Annotated in this window: 16 protein-coding genes and 2 pseudogenes; 9 read left to right on the forward strand and 9 right to left on the reverse strand. The window is 62.9% G+C overall.

The window, feature by feature from the left end:
• Positions 1-241: 241 nt before the first annotated feature.
• Positions 242-436 carry a hypothetical protein gene (locus QRN10_RS21150; RefSeq protein WP_003173044.1) on the forward strand — a complete coding sequence of 65 codons (195 nt, stop codon included), beginning with the start codon at positions 242-244 and terminating at the stop codon, positions 434-436.
• A gap of 91 nt (positions 437-527) precedes the next feature.
• Positions 528-707, forward strand: a complete 180-nt coding sequence (locus QRN10_RS21155) for a hypothetical protein (protein WP_181081389.1) — start codon at positions 528-530, stop codon at positions 705-707.
• Positions 708-717: 10 nt separating this feature from the next.
• Here the strand turns inward: QRN10_RS21155 and QRN10_RS21160 are convergent, their stop codons facing one another.
• The 3 genes from QRN10_RS21160 to QRN10_RS21170 all read right to left on the reverse strand — a co-directional run bounded on the left by QRN10_RS21160 (position 718) and on the right by QRN10_RS21170 (position 3407).
• Entirely contained in the window at positions 718-1785 is a 1068-nt protein-coding gene (locus QRN10_RS21160) for an AI-2E family transporter (RefSeq protein ID WP_253506411.1), read from the reverse strand.
• A 107-nt stretch (positions 1786-1892) separates the two neighbouring features.
• Complete coding sequence (locus QRN10_RS21165; RefSeq protein WP_285429065.1) at positions 1893-3110, reverse strand: cytochrome c biogenesis protein DipZ; 1218 nt, start codon at positions 3108-3110, stop codon at positions 1893-1895.
• A gap of 30 nt (positions 3111-3140) precedes the next feature.
• A complete protein-coding gene (locus QRN10_RS21170) occupies positions 3141-3407 on the reverse strand; it encodes a DUF2790 domain-containing protein (RefSeq protein WP_266248768.1) in 267 nt (88 codons plus the stop codon).
• Positions 3408-3622: 215 nt separating this feature from the next.
• Here QRN10_RS21170 and trhP point away from each other — a divergent pair, with 215 nt between their 5' ends.
• A complete protein-coding gene (gene trhP / locus QRN10_RS21175; RefSeq protein ID WP_285429066.1) occupies positions 3623-4942 on the forward strand; it encodes a prephenate-dependent tRNA uridine(34) hydroxylase TrhP in 1320 nt (439 codons plus the stop codon).
• Here trhP and ctpM read toward each other — a convergent pair whose 3' ends face one another.
• Both ctpM and QRN10_RS21185 read right to left on the reverse strand, forming a co-directional pair.
• A complete protein-coding gene (gene ctpM / locus QRN10_RS21180) occupies positions 4943-6622 on the reverse strand; it encodes a methyl-accepting chemotaxis protein CtpM (RefSeq protein WP_285429067.1) in 1680 nt (559 codons plus the stop codon). It lies immediately after the preceding gene.
• 92 nt (positions 6623-6714) lie between these two features.
• Positions 6715-8034, reverse strand: coding sequence for a Na+/H+ antiporter family protein (locus QRN10_RS21185; RefSeq protein ID WP_181081413.1), 1320 nt, complete (start codon positions 8032-8034; stop codon positions 6715-6717).
• A 471-nt stretch (positions 8035-8505) separates the two neighbouring features.
• On the opposite strand from QRN10_RS21185, the pseudogene QRN10_RS25395 reads away from it, so the two are divergent.
• Positions 8506-9576, forward strand: a pseudogene (locus QRN10_RS25395) (PDC sensor domain-containing protein); the annotation flags it as partial.
• Positions 9577-9849: 273 nt separating this feature from the next.
• Positions 9850-10434: pseudogene (locus tag QRN10_RS25400) on the forward strand (methyl-accepting chemotaxis protein); the annotation flags it as partial.
• Positions 10435-10478: 44 nt separating this feature from the next.
• Here the strand turns inward: QRN10_RS25400 and QRN10_RS21195 are convergent.
• Genes QRN10_RS21195 through QRN10_RS21210 form a run of 4 tightly spaced genes read right to left on the reverse strand, consistent with a single transcriptional unit; the run spans position 10479 to position 13076 of the window.
• The gene (locus QRN10_RS21195; RefSeq protein ID WP_285429069.1) at positions 10479-11798 is read right to left on the reverse strand and encodes a sensor histidine kinase; all 1320 of its coding nucleotides are present in this window, start codon (positions 11796-11798) and stop codon (positions 10479-10481) included.
• Positions 11795-12463 carry a response regulator transcription factor gene (locus QRN10_RS21200; RefSeq protein WP_181081381.1) on the reverse strand — a complete coding sequence of 223 codons (669 nt, stop codon included), beginning with the start codon at positions 12461-12463 and terminating at the stop codon, positions 11795-11797. Before QRN10_RS21200 ends, QRN10_RS21195 begins: the two co-directional genes overlap by 4 nt.
• Entirely contained in the window at positions 12463-12774 is a 312-nt protein-coding gene (locus tag QRN10_RS21205; RefSeq protein WP_181081380.1) for a PepSY domain-containing protein, read from the reverse strand. Before QRN10_RS21205 ends, QRN10_RS21200 begins: the two co-directional genes overlap by 1 nt.
• Positions 12774-13076 carry a PepSY domain-containing protein gene (locus QRN10_RS21210; RefSeq protein ID WP_253506397.1) on the reverse strand — a complete coding sequence of 101 codons (303 nt, stop codon included), beginning with the start codon at positions 13074-13076 and terminating at the stop codon, positions 12774-12776. The genes QRN10_RS21205 and QRN10_RS21210 overlap by 1 nt, the downstream gene beginning before the upstream one ends.
• Positions 13077-13269: 193 nt before the next feature.
• Here QRN10_RS21210 and QRN10_RS21215 point away from each other — a divergent pair, with 193 nt between their 5' ends.
• The 4 genes from QRN10_RS21215 to codA all read left to right on the forward strand — a co-directional run bounded on the left by QRN10_RS21215 (position 13270) and on the right by codA (position 17662).
• The gene (locus QRN10_RS21215; protein ID WP_285429070.1) at positions 13270-14349 is read left to right on the forward strand and encodes a patatin-like phospholipase domain-containing protein; all 1080 of its coding nucleotides are present in this window, start codon (positions 13270-13272) and stop codon (positions 14347-14349) included.
• Between the two features lie 76 nt (positions 14350-14425).
• Positions 14426-14782 (forward strand): 6-carboxytetrahydropterin synthase QueD, encoded by a 357-nt coding sequence (gene queD, locus QRN10_RS21220; RefSeq protein WP_017736453.1) that lies wholly within the window; start codon positions 14426-14428, stop codon positions 14780-14782.
• Positions 14783-14996: 214 nt separating this feature from the next.
• Positions 14997-16265: a cytosine permease gene (codB, locus tag QRN10_RS21225; protein ID WP_181081376.1), complete on the forward strand. Its 1269-nt coding sequence runs from the start codon at positions 14997-14999 to the stop codon at positions 16263-16265.
• 161 nt (positions 16266-16426) lie between these two features.
• A complete protein-coding gene (gene codA / locus QRN10_RS21230) occupies positions 16427-17662 on the forward strand; it encodes a cytosine deaminase (RefSeq protein ID WP_253506388.1) in 1236 nt (411 codons plus the stop codon).
• Positions 17663-17666: the final 4 nt, after the last annotated feature.

Genomic DNA, 17666 nt, shown 5'->3' on the forward strand with positions numbered 1-17666 from the left:
CATCCATCAAATCGGCGTTCTTGTTTCTATGTTTCCCGGGATTCCGTGAAGAACCTTTTTTTTGCGACGACGTCCGGTTTCATCGCTTCAAGGTCGCTATGGGGACAATGCCGGGCGCGTATTCACACATGATTGACACCAATGTCTACTTGCCCGAACGGGGCTCGCGCTGTCATGTTTGCGTCACACAACCCTCTCACTATCGAGCCTGTCCACCCAATAACAATAAGGACGATTGACCATGCCCACGCAAAACCCGCACCGCACCGCCGGCCTCTGCACCTCCAGCAAGGTGTACAGCGCCCTGACCGAACTCAAGCACCTCGAAGGCCACCGCAGCGCGAAGTTCCTTGCCCTGCTCGCGGAAAACCTGGTGCGCAAGGGTCTGCTCAACGAGCAGGAAGTGGTGAGCATGCTCGATCAAGTGGTGGACTGACGCCTGGCATCGATGTTGACTATCGAGCCAGTTGATTTTTCCTCAGCCGCCATGGCCCGTAAGGTGACCCCTACCACGATTGGAGGTCCTTATGCCCAGTGTTCAGATCATGTCCGTCATCGGCAGTGCCGTCCCCGCCCCTCTGCGCGCCTCGGGTGTGCTGGCTTGCTGGTACCTGGTACGCGAAGGCGAGCCCATTACCGGCCCGCTCACCTCGTTGAAAGCCGCCGAACACCAGTTGCAAGCCACCACCTACCAATTGCAAGCGTGAAGCGGCCGGTTTACGGCAACGGCAACTTGACCCGCGGCTTGCTCTCGACAAACAGCGCCCAACTCGACATGAACAGCGCCGCCACCAGCGGCCCGATCACAAACCCGTTCAGGCCGAACACCGACAAGCCGCCCAGGGTCGAGATCAGGATCAGGTAGTCGGGCATCTTGGTGTCCTTGCCCACCAGGATCGGGCGCAGCACGTTGTCTACCAGGCCGATCACGAATACGCCGAACAGGCCCAGCACCACGCCCTGCCAGATCGCCCCGCTCAGCAGGAAATACGCCGCCACCGGCCCCCACACGATGCCCGCGCCCACCGCCGGCAACAGAGACAGGAACGCCATCAGCACCGCCCAGAGCAACGCGCTGGGGATATCCAGAAACCAGAAAATCAACCCGCCCAACGCGCCCTGGGTCACCGCCACCAGCACGTTGCCCTTGACCGTGGCGCGCACCACGCGGTTGAACTTGAGCTGCAGGCGACGCTTTTGCGGTTCGGCCAACGGCACCGCCGTGCGCACCTTGCGCACCAGCTCCGGGCCATCGCGCAAAAAGAAAAACAGCAGATACAGCATGATGAAAAAGCTCACCAGGAAATCAAACGTGCCCTGGCCGAAACTGAACGCCTGGGTGGCAAAGAACTGACTGCCCTGCATCGCGCTCTTGACGATTTTCTCGCGCAGCCCTTCCAGGTTGCCCATGCCAAAGCGATCCAGCAGGTGCTGGAAATACGGCGGCAGGAAGTTCTTGAACTGTTCGATGTAGCCGGCCACATCCAGCTTGCCGCTTTCGATGTTCTTGTACAGCGTGGCGCCCTCCTGTACCAGCAACGCACTGGTGATAATCACCGGCAAAATCGCGATGACCAGGCATGCGGTCAAGGTGGTCAGGGACGTGAGATTGCGGTTCCAGCCAAACTTGAGCTGCACGCGGCGCTGCATGGGCGCAAAGATGATGCCGAGGATCACCGCCCAGAACACCGCGCCGTAAAACGGCAGCAATATCCAGATAAAGGCGACGGTCACCAGGACCAGCAGTAACAACAGGGTTTTGAATTGCAGGGTGGTTTGGTTCATGTCCGGTCCATGTCAGAAAAGCAACGGGCCTGTGTAGGCCCTGTTGCTTAGTCCGCTGCAAAACCTGGGAGTGCCCTTATTTATCGCACACCGGTAAACCGCCCTGTTCACGGGTGCGAATCGTCTGCCTTGGCCTCGTCCAACAATGCCCGGATCATCCGCTCCTGGGCCTCGTAGCGACCTTCGCCGAAGTGGCTGCCGCGTATGCGCCCCTTGGCATCGATCAGGTAACGGGCAGGCCAATACTGATTGTCGAAATTGCGCCAGATCGCGTAGTTATTGTCGATGGCCACCGGGTAGGTGATGCCCAATCTGCGCACCTGGGCCTTGACGTTGTCGATGATGCGCTCGTACCCGTATTCCGGGGTGTGCACGCCGATCACCACCAATCCATCCTTGGCGTACTTCTCAGCCCATGCTTTGACATACGGCAGGGTGTGCTGGCAGTTGATGCAGTCATACGTCCAGAAATCCACCAGCACCACTTTGCCTTTGAGCGCCTGCGGGGTCAGCGGCGGCGAGTTGAGCCATTCAACGGCACCGGACAGCGACGGCATCGCACCCTGGTCGTTCGCGGCCAGCGGCGCCGCCTTGACCTTGCTGACCAGGTAATCCACCACCTTGGGCACGTTTTCCAGCACCCCGCTCTCCAGGCGGCTGACGCCCTCGGACGAGGTGCCAGCCAGCAGGGTTCGGTCGGCACCGGTGGAAATCACCGCCGCCGCCGCCAATACCGCCACCCCGGCACCCCGACGCAGCCAACCGGTCAGCGGAACCGACGCCTTGAGCCGGTTCATCAGGCCGCGCCCGGCGAAGATCAATGTGCCCAGGGACAGAGCGCTGCCCATGCCATAGGCCAGCAGCAACAGGCTGGTCTGCGCATTGGCGCCCTGCAGCATCGCACCGGTGAGGATCACCCCGAGGATCGGCCCGGCGCACGGCGCCCACAACAGGCCCGTGGCGACGCCGATCAGCAGGGACTTGAGCGGCCCCGACAGCGCGCGGCCGTCGGGAGCGATGCGGTTACCCAGCAGCACGAACGGGCGCGCCAGCCAGCCACCGATCCGCGCGCTGATCAACGACAGCGCAAACAGCACCATCACGATCAACGCCACCTGCCGTCCGGTGGCGTTGGCGCGTACCACCCACTCGCTGCTGACCACCGCCAGGCTGGCGATCAGCGCAAAGGTCAGCGCCATGCCGCCGAGGGTCAGCAGGATTGAGCGGCGGGTGCGGTCGACACCGGCGAACAGAAACGGCACCACCGGCAGGATACAAGGACTGAGGACGGTCAGGACGCCGCCCAGGAATGCGATCAATAGCATGATGTTCACCTCGGGTCGCGCGTGGCGAACTCAGTTGTCGCCGATGCAGGTGTCGGACACTTTCTGGTAGTTCAGAACCTGTTCGGTGCCGTGTGAGTCGAGGTAGGTCATCCGCGCGCCCACCACGCCGCAGGACGGCCCGGCGTCTTCGGTGATCGACAGCACTTTGCGGATGTCCAGATGCGTGCCGTAGGTGTAGGTCTGCTCGTTGGCACTGGCTTGCGCGCGCGCCGACAGCGTGCAGAGGTTGAGGGCGGCGAACAGGCAAGCGGCGTAGAGGGCTTTGCTGTGGTTCATGGCGATAGGCTCCAGGTTCGGGTCGAAGCGAGGCGGTGTGCCTCGTTGGAACCGATTAAAAGCGCCGCAGGTATCGCGCCTGTGTCGAAAATCGCCGCGCGCCCCTCGGTACGTATCCACAGCGCCTGGAGATACACAGCGATACAAAAATGACCTGGGTCAATAAGCCCTCATCCGCCCTGCACTACCCTCGCGCCTTTTTGCGACCCTACGCCATGCCCACTGTTATCGCCCCCGAACTGCTCGCCCCCGCCGGCACCCTGAAAAACATGCGCTACGCCTTTGCCTACGGCGCCGATGCGGTGTACGCCGGGCAACCGCGCTACAGCCTGCGGGTGCGCAATAACGAGTTCGACCACGCCAACCTGGCCCTGGGCATCCAGGAAGCGCACGCCCAGGGCAAGCGCTTTTATGTGGTGGTGAACATTGCGCCGCACAACGCCAAGCTCAAAACCTTTCTCAAGGACCTGGCGCCGGTGATCGCCATGGGCCCGGATGCGCTGATCATGTCCGATCCGGGACTGATCATGCTGGTGCGCCGGCACTTCCCGCAGATGCCGATTCATCTGTCGGTGCAGGCCAATACAGTGAACTGGGCCAGTGTCGAGTTCTGGCAGCAGCAAGGGATCTGCCGGGTGATCCTGTCGCGGGAATTGTCACTGGAAGAGATCGGCGAAATCCGCGAGCACGTGCCGGCCATGGAGCTGGAAGTGTTTGTACACGGCGCCTTGTGCATGGCGTATTCCGGGCGCTGTCTGCTCTCGGGCTATATGAACAAGCGCGACGCCAACCAGGGCACCTGCACCAACGCCTGCCGCTGGAAATACCAGGCCACCCCGGCGGTGGAAAACGCCAACGGCGAGATCGTCCAGCAATACGCGCCGGAACCGACCCTGGGTATCGGCGCGCCCACCGATCAGGTGTTCCTGTTGCAGGAAGCCAACCGCCCCGACGAACAGATGCCCGCCTTCGAGGACGAACACGGCACCTACATCATGAACGCCAAGGACCTGCGCGCCGTGCAGCACGTGGAGCGCCTGGCCCATATGGGCGTGCACTCGCTGAAGATCGAAGGCCGCACCAAGTCGCACTTCTACTGCGCGCGCACCACCCAGGTGTATCGCCGCGCCATCGACGATGCGGTGGCCGGTCGCGCGTTCGACCGCAACCTGCTGACGGACCTCGAGTCCTTGGCCCAGCGCGGCTACACCGAAGGTTTCCTGCGCCGCCACGTCCACGACGAATACCAGAACTACCAGAACGGCAGCTCGGTCTCCGAGCGCCAGCAGTTTGTCGGTGAGCTGACCGGCGAGCGCCGGGGCGAATTGGCCGAGGTCAAGGTGAAGAACCGCTTCGCCGTGGGCAATCACTTGGAATTGATGACGCCCACCGGCAATTTTCACTTCGATCTGGCCGGCCTGCGCAACGCCAAGGACGAAGCCATCGACGTGGCGCCGGGGGACGGGCATACGGTGTATCTACCGCTGCCCGTTGAGATAGACCTGCGCTTTGGCTTGTTGATGCGCGACGTCTGATCAGATCCTGAACTGGCCGACCAGTTGCCCCAGGCGTTGGCCCAGCTCCGCCAGACTGCGCGAAGTCTGGGCGCCCCGTTGGGTCTCATCGGCCACGCTGTCCACCGCCGAGGCAATCTGATGCACGCTGCGGTTGATCTCTTCGGCCACGGCGGTCTGTTCTTCGGCGGCGCTGGCGATCTGGGCGTTCATTGAATTGATGGTGGCGATCAACTGGGCCATGGTATCCAGCGATGTGCCGGCCTGGTTGGCCTGGGCCGAGGTGCCGTCGCCGGCGTCGCTGGAGCGGCGCATGGCTTGCACGGCCGCCTCGGTGCCGGTTTGCAGGCGGTCGATCATGCCCTGGATTTCCTGGGTGCTGGTCTGGGTGCGGCTGGCCAGGGCGCGCACTTCGTCGGCCACCACCGCGAAACCACGGCCGGCCTCCCCGGCCCGCGCGGCTTCGATGGCAGCGTTGAGGGCCAGCAGGTTGGTCTGCTCGGCGATCGAGCGGATGACGCTCAACACGCTGACAATCGACGTCACGTCCTGTTGCAGGCTGTCGAGGGACACGCCGCTGCTGCGGATATCGTTCACCAACGCGTGGATCTGCACGATGCTGCCGTCTACCACGCGTTTGGCCGCCTGACCTTCGGCGTCGGTCTGCTGCGCGGCCACCGAGGCGCCCTGGGCGCTGCGCGCCACTTCCTGGGCGGCGGACGACATTTGATTGATGGCGGTGGCAACCTGATCTGTCTCGTGACGCTGACGCTCCATGGCCTGCTCCGAACGCTGGGCCTGGTCGGACACCTGACTGACCAGACCGGTGAGCTGCGCGGTCATTTCAGTGATCTGGCGCACCAGGCCGTGGATCTTGTCGACAAACCGATTGAACGCGCCGGCCAACTCGCCCAGTTCGTCCTGGCTGGTGATGGCCAGGCGTCGGGTCAGGTCGCCCTCGCCTGCGGCGATATCGTCGAGGTTGGCTTTCATCAAATGCAGCGGGCGCAGAATCGTATTGGCCAGCACCATGCCCACGGCGGCAATCACCAGCAACACCACCACCGCCACGCCGAGGATGCTCAGCAGCACGCCTTCCATGCGCTTCTCGACCTTGGCCTCGACCACCGCCACCTGGGCTTCGATGCCGTCGAGGTTGACCGAGGTGCCGATGACCATGTCCCACTTGGGCAGGTACTCGGTGTAGCCGAGCTTGGGCACCAGTTCGGTCTGCCCCGGCTGGGTCGAGCTGTATTGCAGGTAATGGCTGCCGTCCTTGCCGACCTTGACCAGGTCGCGATTGACATAGACGCCGTTGGGGTCGCGGTTGTCCTTGAAGCTCTTGCCCACGCCGTCGGGGCTGTTGCCTTTGAACAGGCGGATGGTTTCGGAGTCGTAGCCGAAGAAATAACCGTCCTTGCCATAGCTGGTGTTGGACAGCAGCTTGACCACCTCGGCCCGCGCCGCCGTATCGCCGGGCGCGGCGGCATCGTAGAGCGGCTTGATGGTACTCATGGCCACTTCCACATAACTTTGCAGGGTGGCTTTGGCGTTATTGAGCAGGCGCTGGCGGGTTTCATCCACCTCACTGCGCGCCTGGCCCTGGAGGATCCACACCGTGGTGAGGCTGATGACCACCGCGAACAGCAACACCGGCACGACGGCAAGGGACAGGACTTTGGCCTTCAGGCTCAGACGCATGGCTTTTCTCTCTTATTGGGCGACTTGAGAGCGTATCGGCCGATGGAAAACTATCTGTAGGAGCGAGCGCGCCCGTTCCTACAGTTACAGGGTCAAAGAGTCATCGCCGCCAGCCAGCCAAACGCCAGCAACGGGATGTTGTAGTGCAGGAACGTGGGAACCACGGTGTCCCAGATGTGGTGGTGCTGGCCGTCGATATTCAGGCCGGAGGTCGGGCCGAGGGTGGAATCCGACGCGGGCGAACCGGCATCCCCCAACGCCCCCGCCGTGCCGACGATGCACACGATGGCCATTGGGCTGAAGCCCAGTTGCACGCACAGCGGCACGAAGATGGCGGCCAGGATCGGCACCGTGGAAAACGACGAGCCGATGCCCATGGTCACCAGCAGCCCCACCAGCAACATCAACAGCGCACCGACCCCACGGCTGTGGCCGATGAACGCAGCCGACGTTTCCACCAGCGAACGCACATCGCCGGTGGCCTTGAGCACTTCGGCGAACCCTGAGGCGGCGATCATGATGAAGCCGATCATGGCCATCATCTTCATGCCTTCGGTGAACAGGTCATCGGTCTCGCGCCAGCGCACGATGCCCGAAGCCGAGAAGATCAGGAACCCGGCCAGTGCGCCGATGATCATCGAGTCCAGCCACAACTGAATGATAAACGCCGAGGCAATCGCCACACCGGCCACCAGCAGGGTCAGCGGGTTGTACTGCACCGCCACCTGCTCGACCCGCTCGATTTTTTCCAGGTCGTACACGCGTTTTTTGCGGTAGCTGATAAATACCGCGACCAGCAGGCCGACCACCATGCCCAGCGCCGGCAGACTCATGGCGTGGGTCACGTTGACCTGGCTGATATCCACCCCACTCTTGGCTACGTTGGCCAGCAGGATCTGGTTGAGAAAGATATTGCCGAAGCCCACCGGCAGGAACATGTACGGCGTGATCAGACCGAAGGTCATCACACAGGCGATCAAGCGGCGGTCCAGCTGCAGCTTGGTCAACACGTACAACAGTGGCGGCACCAGCAGCGGGATAAACGCAATGTGGATCGGCAGGATGTTCTGCGACGCAATCGCCACCACCCACAGCAGGCCGATCAGCAACCATTTGACGTGACTGCCGCCAGTGGCTTCCTGACGGTCCACCAGCAGCAGCGCCTTGTCCGCCAGAGCATGGGCCAGGCCGGACTTGGCGATTGCCACCGCGAACGCACCGAGCAAGGCGTAGGACAACGCCACCGTCGCGCCGCCGCCCAAGCCGCCGTTGAAAGCGCTGAGGGTGGCCTCGATGCCCAGGCCGCCGGTGAGACCGCCCACCACCGCGCCGACGATGATGGCGATGACCACATGCACGCGGGACAGGCTGAGCACCAGCATGGTGCCGACCGCGGCGATGACTGCGTTAATCATGGTTACCTCAAGCAGAAACAGAAAAACAGGCATGCCCGCGCCCCGGCGGCCCATTGGAAGGGCGGCCGGCGTGCAGGCTTCAAGGAGGTCTTATTAGAGGGCGGGCACTTTGCAGCAGGCGCGGCCGCATGTCAAAAACCGATGCGAAGGCACGGGCGCTCCCGGCAGATTTAAATTGACCGTTTGAATAAAGAAACCGTCAGAGCCGCCGATAAACAGGCTCTTCGTGTTTTCAGGTAAGGATGTCCGATGTCGCTTAGACAACTCTCCATTCAATGGAAAATCACCCTGCTCGCCGGCCTCTGCCTGCTGGGAATCGTGAGCCTGCTGGTGGGGTTGTCGCTGTACCGCATGGCGCAGAATTCCGAGCAGGTCAAAGCGTCCAGCATGCAAATGCTCGACGAAGCCGCCCAGGCGCGTATCGAAGCCCAGGGTGAGGTGCAGGCGCTGGGGATTCGCCGGCAGTTCATGGACGCCTACCAATATGGTCATGGCTTTGCCCGCCAGGTACTGTTCTTGCGCGAACAGGCCGAAAAACGCTTTCTGGACGCCTTCGACACCCGCGAAGACCTGACCCGCCAGGTCAAGGCCGCGTTGCAGGCCAACCCGGACCTGCTGGGCCTTTCGCTGGTATTCGAAGCCAATGCGCTGGACGGCAAGGACGAACTGTTCGCGAGCCAAGCCGAGCTGGGCAGCAACGACAAGGGCCGCTTTGCCCTGTACTGGTCGCAGCCGACGCCCGGCCAGTTGACCTCGATGGCGCTGCCGGAAAGCGACATGACCGACACCGCCGTCGGCCCCAGCGGTGAAAAGGCCAACGCCTGGTTCACCTGCCCGCGCACCACCCTCAAGCCGTGCGTGATCGAACCCTATTTTTATGTGATCAACGGGCAGAACGTGCTGATGACCAGCATCGTGTTCCCGCTGATGGTCAACGGTAAGGTCATCGCGTCGCTGTCGGTGGACATCAACCTCAACAGTCTGCAGGCCGTGAGCCAACAGGCCAGCCACAAGCTGTACGACGGCCAGACCCAGGTCAGCATCCTCAGCCCCACCGGCTTGCTCGCCGGGCACAGCGCGGACGCCGGCAAACTCAGCCAGCGCCTGGACCAGGTCGACCGCAACAGCGGCGCGCAGCTGATCGGTGCCCTGGCCGGCAGCACGGGCATCAGCAGCCTGCGCACCGAGCATCAGCTGAAGGTACTGGCGCCGTTTGCGCCGATCCCCGGCGGCAAACCGTGGGGGGTGTTGCTTGAAGTACCGGAAAAAGTCCTGGTAGGCCCCGCCGAAGCCCTCAAGGCGCAGATGGACGCGCACAACACCCGTGGCACCCTGCTGGAACTGAGCCTGGGCCTGCTCGCGGCGGTGATCGGCCTGATCCTGGTGTGGTTGATGGCCCGCAGCGTGACCCGGCCGATCCTGGACGTTGCGCGCATGCTCGAAGACATCGCCAGCGGCGAAGGCGACCTGACGCGACGCCTGGCCTATGACAAACGCGATGAACTGGGCCAACTGGCCGGCTGGTTCAACCGCTTCCTCGACAAACTGCAGCCGATCATCGCCGAGGTCAAACGCTCGGTGCAGGACGCCCGTGGCACCGCCGACCAATCCGCCGCGATCGCCACCCAGACCAGCGCCGGCATGGAGCAGCAGTATCGCCAGGTCGACCAGGTGGCCACCGCCTCCCATGAAATGAGCGCCACCGCCCAGGACGTGGCCCGCAGCGCGGCACAGGCGGCCCAGGCCGCGCGCGATGCCGACCGGGCCACCCGCGCCGGCCTCACCGTGATCGACCGCACCACCGCCAATATCGACCAATTGGCGGCAGACATGAGCACGGCCATGACGCGGGTCGAAGGCCTTTCAGCCAACAGCGAAAAAATCGGTTCGGTGCTGGAGGTGATCCGCGGCATCGCCGAGCAGACCAACCTGCTGGCGCTTAACGCTGCGATTGAAGCCGCCCGTGCCGGTGAGGCCGGCCGTGGCTTTGCCGTGGTAGCCGACGAAGTGCGCAACCTGGCGCAACGCACCCAGGAATCGGTGGAAGAAACCCGCCTGGTGATCGAACACCTGCAGAGCGGCACCACCGACGTAGTGGGCGCCATGGGCAACAGCTATCGCCAGGCCCAGGGCAGTGTCGAACAGGTCGGCCAGGCCGTTACCGCGCTGCGCCAGATCGGCGACGCGGTCACCGTGATCAGCGACATGAACCTGCAGATCGCCAGTGCCGCCGAAGAGCAAAGCGCGGTGGCCGAGGAGATCAACAACAACGTGGCGACCATTCGCGATGTGACCGAGTCGCTGTCGGAGCAGGCCAATGAATCGGCGCGGGTGAGCCAGGCGTTGAACAGTCTGGCCAATCAGCAGCAGGGGTTGATGGATCAGTTCCGGGTGTGAAGGTTGAAGACCTTTCAACGAGGCGTACTCCCGATCGCCATGCGTCACGCATGGCGTTTGGGTAATTCGATCAGCGCCTTCAAACCGCCCCACTCGCTCTGCTGCAGCTGCAACACGCCGCCCCACACCTCGACGATATCGCGCACGATGCCCAATCCCAGGCCGTGACCGTCGACCTGTTCATCCAGACGCGCGCCACGGCTCAATACCTGGTCGCGCTGGGCTTCGGGAATGCCGGGGCCGTCGTCTTCCACCGCCAGCAGGTAATGTGTATGCGTTTCGCTGATGGTCAGGCGCACCTCGGCATCCGCCCATTTGCAGGCGTTGTCCAGCAGGTTGCCGAGCAATTCCAGCAGGTCTTCGCGATCCCATGGCAAATGCAGACCGGAAGGTGTGCGGTAGCTGAGGTCCAGGTGTTCGCCATGGATCATATTGAGGGTGGCGAGCAGACCCGGCAGTTCCTGTTCACAATCGAACAAGGCGCCCGGCAGGGTTTCACCGGCCAGGCGCGCGCGGTTGAGTTCACGGTTGAGGCGTTGTTGCACGTGCTCCAACTGGTCGCGCAGCAGTTGGCTCAGCTCGGGGCGGTCCTTGAGCGCCTCGCTGGACGCCGCGCTCAGCAACACCGCCAACGGGGTTTTCAAGGCATGGCCGAGATTGCCCAGGGCATTGCGCGAGCGTTTGAGGCTGTCTTCGGTGTGGGCCAGCAGGTGGTTGATCTGCGCCACCAGCGGTTCCAGTTCGAGCGGCACCTGGGTGTCGAGCTGCGAGCGTTGGCCCTGCTGCAATTGGGCGATCTGGTTGCGCGCGGTTTCCAGCGGGCGCAGGGCGCGGCGCACGGTGATGCGCTGCAGCGCCAGCACCAGCAGTAACGCCGCCAGCCCCAGCACCAGACCGATCCGACGCATCATGCGAAAGCTTTCGCGCACGGGTGTGTAGTCCTGCGCCACACTGATAGAGATCGAATGACCGAAGCGCTTGTAGTCCGAGCGCAGGACCAGCAATTGCTGGCCTTCAGGCCCCAGTTGCAGATTGCCTTTCAGACCGGCCTCGGACAGGCGCGGCAGTTCCTGATCCCACAAGGAGCGGGAGCGCCAATGGGTGTCGACGAAATCGATACGGAAATAATGCCCGGAAAATGGCCGCTGATAGGCCGGCGACAGACGGTGTTCGTCCAGTTGTACGCCATTGGGCCCACGCACCAACGCCACCAGCAGGTTCTCAGCGTCATTGCGCAAGCCCGCCTCCAGGTAACGTTGCAGCCCGGCTTCGAACAACCACAGGCTGGTTTGCGCCAGCACTACCCCGACGATCACCATCACGCTGACCAGCCCCAGGCTCAGGCGTCGTTGAATCGACTTCATGCCGCGCCGGCGCCAAACCGATAGCCCTGGCCCCGTCGGGTTTCGATCACGCTGCGGCCCAACTTGCGACGCAGGTGATTGACGTGCACTTCCAGTACGTTGGAGTCGCGCTCGGTTTCGCCGTCATACAGATGCTCGGCCAGATGGCTTTTGGACAGGATTTGCTCAGGGTGCAACATGAAATAACGCAGCAGGCGGAACTCGGCGGCAGTCAGCTGGATTTCGTCGCCGTCGCGCAGTACGCACTGGCGCCCTTCGTCCAGGTGCAGGCCGGCGGCGTGCAGGGTGGGTTGGTTGGCCTGGCCGTGGGAGCGGCGCAGCAACGCCTGAATGCGCAGGTGCAACTCTTCGGGGTGAAAGGGTTTGCTCAGGTAATCGTCGGCACCGGCCTTGAGCCCTTCGATACGCTCGGCCCAGGAATCACGGGCGGTCAGCACCAGCACCGGGGTGGCCAGTGCCGCCGCGCGCCATTGCGCCAGCACCTCGAGCCCCGGCAGGCCGGGCAGGCCAAGGTCGAGAATGATCAGGTCGTAAGGTTCGCTGCGGCCCTGATACACGGCGTCGCGCCCGTCGGCCAGCCAATCGACGGCATAGCCCTGCCGCTGCAGGCCGGCCAGCAGTTCGTCGGCCAGGGGTACGTTGTCTTCCACCAGGAGCAGGCGCATCAGTCTTCCTCGTCTTTGATCAGCACGCCGCTGGTGGCGTCCAGCTTGATTTCGCGCACGACGCCATCGGTGGTTACCAGCTCCACTTCATAAGCATATTGCCCGTGTTTCTTTTCAAGTTCGGCTTCCAGCAGACGCGAGCCGGGATGTCGCGCCATGGCCTGCTGCAGCAATTGCTCCAGCGGCAGGATCACCCCCTGCTGGCGCAGCGCCAGGGCTTCATCCTGGTTGAGGTCGCGCGCCGCCAGGCCTGAGCAGAACACCATGAGCACCAGCGCCCATCGGCCGCCGGCGCGTAAATTTACCTTCATTACGTATCCTGATGATTCTTGAGAACCTGCCCGGTGAGCGCGTCCAATTCAATGTCCCATTCAACGCCGTGGGCATCTTCCAGTTCGACTTGATACAGGTATTTGCCGTATTCCTCGTCCAGGTCGGTGTCCAGCAACGTCGAACCGGGGTGCAGGGCCAGCGCCGCAGCTTCCAGTTGATCAAAAGCGACGATTGTAACAGTGGCGGGCACAGTCAGTGGTTTGTCGGGATCCACGGCGCCGGCCTGGTTCGCCATGCAGGCGATCATACCGACGGCGAATAAAGCTGTGAGGCTCTTCATGATGAGTCTCCGTAACACGATGTTTTCCTACGTCGGTCACGGTAGCCGTCGCAACTTAATTGAAACTGAATTGCCACCATGGCAATTCCGAGCCGGCGCCACAAACAACGGTGTTTATTCAGGATTCACGCGGTATGGTTAACACTTTTCGCGAGCGCATGTGCGCCTACACCTTGCTTGACCAGAGATCGGTATGACAGCCATCCATATCAAATTCCCCGCGCTGACCCTCAAGGCCGGCAAACGCGCCCTGTCGCGCATTCGTGAGCGGGGCCTTGCACCTGCGGATGTCGGCATACTCCCAGGCGCGGCCGGCGGGCCCAAGGCCTTGGGCATCCAGGGCCTTGACCTGGCGCTGTTCGGCGACTGGCTGCCCCGCGCACCACGGCAACGCGCGCTGATCGGTGCGTCGATTGGTTCCTGGCGCTTCGCCAGCGCCTGCCTGCCGGACCCGGTGCAAGGTCTGCTGGACCTCGGCCGCCTGTACAACGAGCAACGTTTCGCCAAGGGCGTGACCATGGCCCAGGTGAGCCAGAGCTGCGTGCGCATGCTCGACGATCTACTGGCCGGGCGCGATGCGCGGGTGCTGGACAACCCCGATTACCGGCTCAACATCATGGTGGTCAAGACCCATGGGCTGCTCGCCGATGACCATCGCGGGCGCCTGGGATTGGGCCTTTCGTCGGTGATTGCCGACAACCTGCGCGGCCGCGCGCGGCTGGCGCGGCACTTCGAACGTCTGATCGTCCACGACCCGCGCCAGCCGCCGCCGGTGCATCCGCTCAAGGACTTTGCGTCGCGCTTTCTCGACCTGGACGTGGGCAACCTGCGCCAGGCATTGCTGGCATCCGGCTCGATCCCGATGGTGATGCAAGGCGTGCGCGACCTCCCCGGCGCCGGCCAGGGTACCTACCGCGACGGCGGCCTGTTGGACTACCACCTCGACCTGCCCTACCACGGCGACGACATCGTGCTGTACCCGCACTTCACCGATCGGGTCATCCCCGGCTGGTTCGACAAAGGTCTGCCCTGGCGGCGCAGCAATCCGCAAGGCTTGCAGGATGTGTTGCTGCTCGCGCCCTCCAGGGAGTATCTGGCGCGCCTGCCCCACGGCAAACTGCCGGATCGCAGCGACTTCAAGCGTTTCATGGGCGACGATCCGAGTCGCAACAAGTACTGGCAGGCCGCAATGAGCGAGAGCCGGCGGCTGGGGGATGAGTTTCTGCAATTGGCCGATAACGGTGGGCTAGGCGAGCGCCTGCAGGCGCTTTGACCGAGCGGTATGCGCGGCGAGGGAGCAAGCTGTTAAACTCGCCGGCTGCCAGATACCTGACCGAGCTGAAAATACTGTGGAAATCTTTAAGGAATTTACATTCGAATCCGCCCACCGCCTGCCGCACGTACCGGACGGCCATAAATGCGGGCGCCTGCATGGGCATTCATTCAAGGTGGCGATCCACCTGAGCGGCGACCTGGATCCCCACACCGGCTGGATTCGCGATTTCTCGGAGATCAAGGCGATTTTCAAGCCGCTCTACGAACGCCTCGACCACAATTACCTCAACGACATTCCCGGCCTGGAAAACCCCACCAGCGAAGTGCTGGCCAAATGGATCTGGACTGAACTCAAACCGCTGCTGCCGGAGCTGAGCGCGATTCGTATCCACGAAACCTGCACCAGCGGCTGCATCTATCGCGGTGAATAACCGCCAGTAAACACACACTGTGGCGAGGACACCCGCTCCCTCGTCACAGGGCCGTCCGGCTGATCTATTTTGTGTCACTGCTGCACCGCTTTCGTCCCTCAAGGGCATCGCGAACCGCCTGTTTTGCTCCGTTCCTGCCTCGATTTACGCACTGCTGCCCGTTTGGCACGCGTGGTGCAGCAGGCCTGCGTCACTCATTCAGGGAGCAAGGCACATGACGCAGCACGAACCGGGAAACGATTACCCCTTGAGCGAAGTCCCGATGCATGCACGTAAAGGCTTGGCGTCCACCGCCATGGTGCTGCTGGGCTTTACCTTTTTTACCGCGACCATGTTTGCCGGCGGCAAACTGGGGGTGGCGTTCAGCTTCACCGGGATGCTCGGCGTCGTGGCCTTGGGTAACCTGCTGTTGGGTATTTACGCCGCAGGCCTGGGCTATATCGCCTTTAAAAGCGGCTTGAACTCGGTGTTGATGGGACGCTTCTGCTTTGGCGAGGTGGGCAGCAAGCTCAGCGACCTGATCCTCGGGTTTACCCAGATCGGCTGGTACGCCTGGGGCACCGCCACCGCCGCCGTGGTGCTCGGTAAATATTTCGAACTGAGCCAGGGCAGCGTGCTGGGGTTGATGGTGCTGTTCGGGCTGGTGTTCTGCGCCACGGCCTACGTGGGCTATCGCGGGCTGGAGATTCTGTCCTACATCGCGGTGCCGGCCATGGGCATCCTGCTGGTGCTGTCGATGTGGGTGGCTACGGTGAAAATCGGTGGGTTGGATGGCCTGCTGGCCGTGAAGCCGACCGGCCAACTGGACCTTTCCACGGCGATTACCCTGGTGTTCGGCACCTTTGTCAGCGGCGCGACCCAGGCCACCAATTGGACGCGGTTTTCCCGCTCGGCCAAGGTCGCGGTGCTGGCCAGCCTGATCGGCTTCTTTATCGGCAATGGGCTGATGGTGCTGATCGGGGCGTATGGCGCGATCGTCTATCAACAGCCCGATGTTGTGGAAGTGTTGCTGCTGCAGGGCTTTGCCATGGCCGCAATGGCTATGCTGCTGCTCAATATCTGGAGCACTCAGGACAATACCATCTACAACTTCGCCGTGGCCGGCTGCAACCTCCTGCGCACCAGACGCCGCAAGACCGTGACCCTGGCCGGCGCGGTGATCGGCACCCTGCTGGCATTGCTGGGCATGTACGACATGCTGGTGCCGTACCTGATTCTGCTGGGCACGGTAATCCCACCGATAGGCGGTGTGATCATGGCGGACTTCTTCTACCGCTACCGCGGTCATTACCCGCGCCTGGCGGATGCACGCCTGCCCGCGTTCAACTGGCCGGGGCTGCTGGCCTATGGGGTGGGCACCGTGCTGGCGTTCAATTCGCCGTGGGTCGCGCCGCTGGTGGGAATTGGTGCGGCATCGCTGACCTACATCCTATTGATCGCCCTCCTGCGTGTGCGTGCGCCGCTGGCTGACGCCCAGGCATGAACCTGCTTTCACAGGAATGCTAACCTCACCGGCAGAACCCGCTGCGACACCGCGCCAGAGCCTCGCGGCCTGACGCGGACCAACCGCCATGACCGCCTGAACGTCGACCCGAGAGTCCGGCGGCAGTCTGCCCGATATTTTTTGCCAAGAGGAACTTGCCCATGCACATCATCAACGCTCGCCTGCGCCACCGTGAAGGCCTGCATGATCTGCACCTGGAAAACGGCCGGATCGCCAGCATCACCGCACAAACCAGCGTGCCGGCCCTGGGGCCCGACGACCTGGACGCCGCCGGCAACCTGGTGATCCCACCCTTCGTCGAACCGCACATCCACCTCGATGCCACCCTGACCGCCGGCGAGCCACGCTGGAACATGAGCGGCACACTGTTCGAGGGCATTGAGTGCTGGGGCGAACGCAAAGCCACGATCACCCAGGAAGACACCCGCACACGCGCGCAAAAGACCATCCAGGCCCTGGCCGCCCACGGCATTCAGCACGTACGCACCCACGTCGACGTTACCGACCCGCAGCTCACCGCGCTCAAGGCCATGCTGCAGGTGCGCGAAGAAAGCGCGCACCTGATCGATCTGCAGATCGTGGCCTTTCCCCAGGAAGGCATCGAGTCTTACCGCAATGGCCGCGAACTGATGGAGGAAGCCATCCGCATGGGCGCCGATGTCGTCGGCGGCATTCCGCATTTTGAATACACCCGCGATCAGGGCGTGAGTTCGGTGAAATTCCTGATGGACCTGGCCGAACGCAGCGGCTGCCTGGTGGATGTGCATTGCGACGAAACCGATGACCCCCACTCGCGCTTCCTTGAAGTGCTCGCCGAAGAAGCCCGCAGCCGCGACATGGGCGCACGCGTCACCGCCAGCCATACCACCGCGATGGGTTCCTATGACAATGCCTACTGCGCCAAACTGTTCCGCCTGCTGGGGCATTCCGGTATCAGTTTTGTCTCATGCCCTACCGAGAGCATTCACCTGCAAGGACGCTTCGACAGCTTCCCGAAGCGTCGTGGCGTGACGCGAGTCAACGAGTTGCTGGAAGCCGGCATGAACGTGTGCTTCGGCCAGGACTCCATCGTCGACCCGTGGTACCCCCTGGGCAACGGCAACATCCTGCGCGTGCTGGAAGCCGGTCTGCATATCTGCCATATGCTCGGTTATCGCAACCTGCAAAGCGCCCTCGACCTGGTCACCGACAATAGCGCCAAGGCGATGGGCTTGGGCGAGCGCTATGGCTTGGAGCCGGGGCGCCCGGCCAACCTGTTGATCCTCTCGGCAGACAGCGACTACGAGGTGATCCGCAGCCAGGGCCTGCCGCTCTATTCGATCCGCAACGGCAAGGTGTTGATGAAACGCCAGCCCGCGCAAGTGGCGTTCATGTAAGCGG

The sequence above is a fragment of the Pseudomonas sp. lyk4-R2A-8 genome (assembly GCF_030209095.1).
Taxonomy (GTDB): domain Bacteria; phylum Pseudomonadota; class Gammaproteobacteria; order Pseudomonadales; family Pseudomonadaceae; genus Aquipseudomonas; species Aquipseudomonas quebecensis.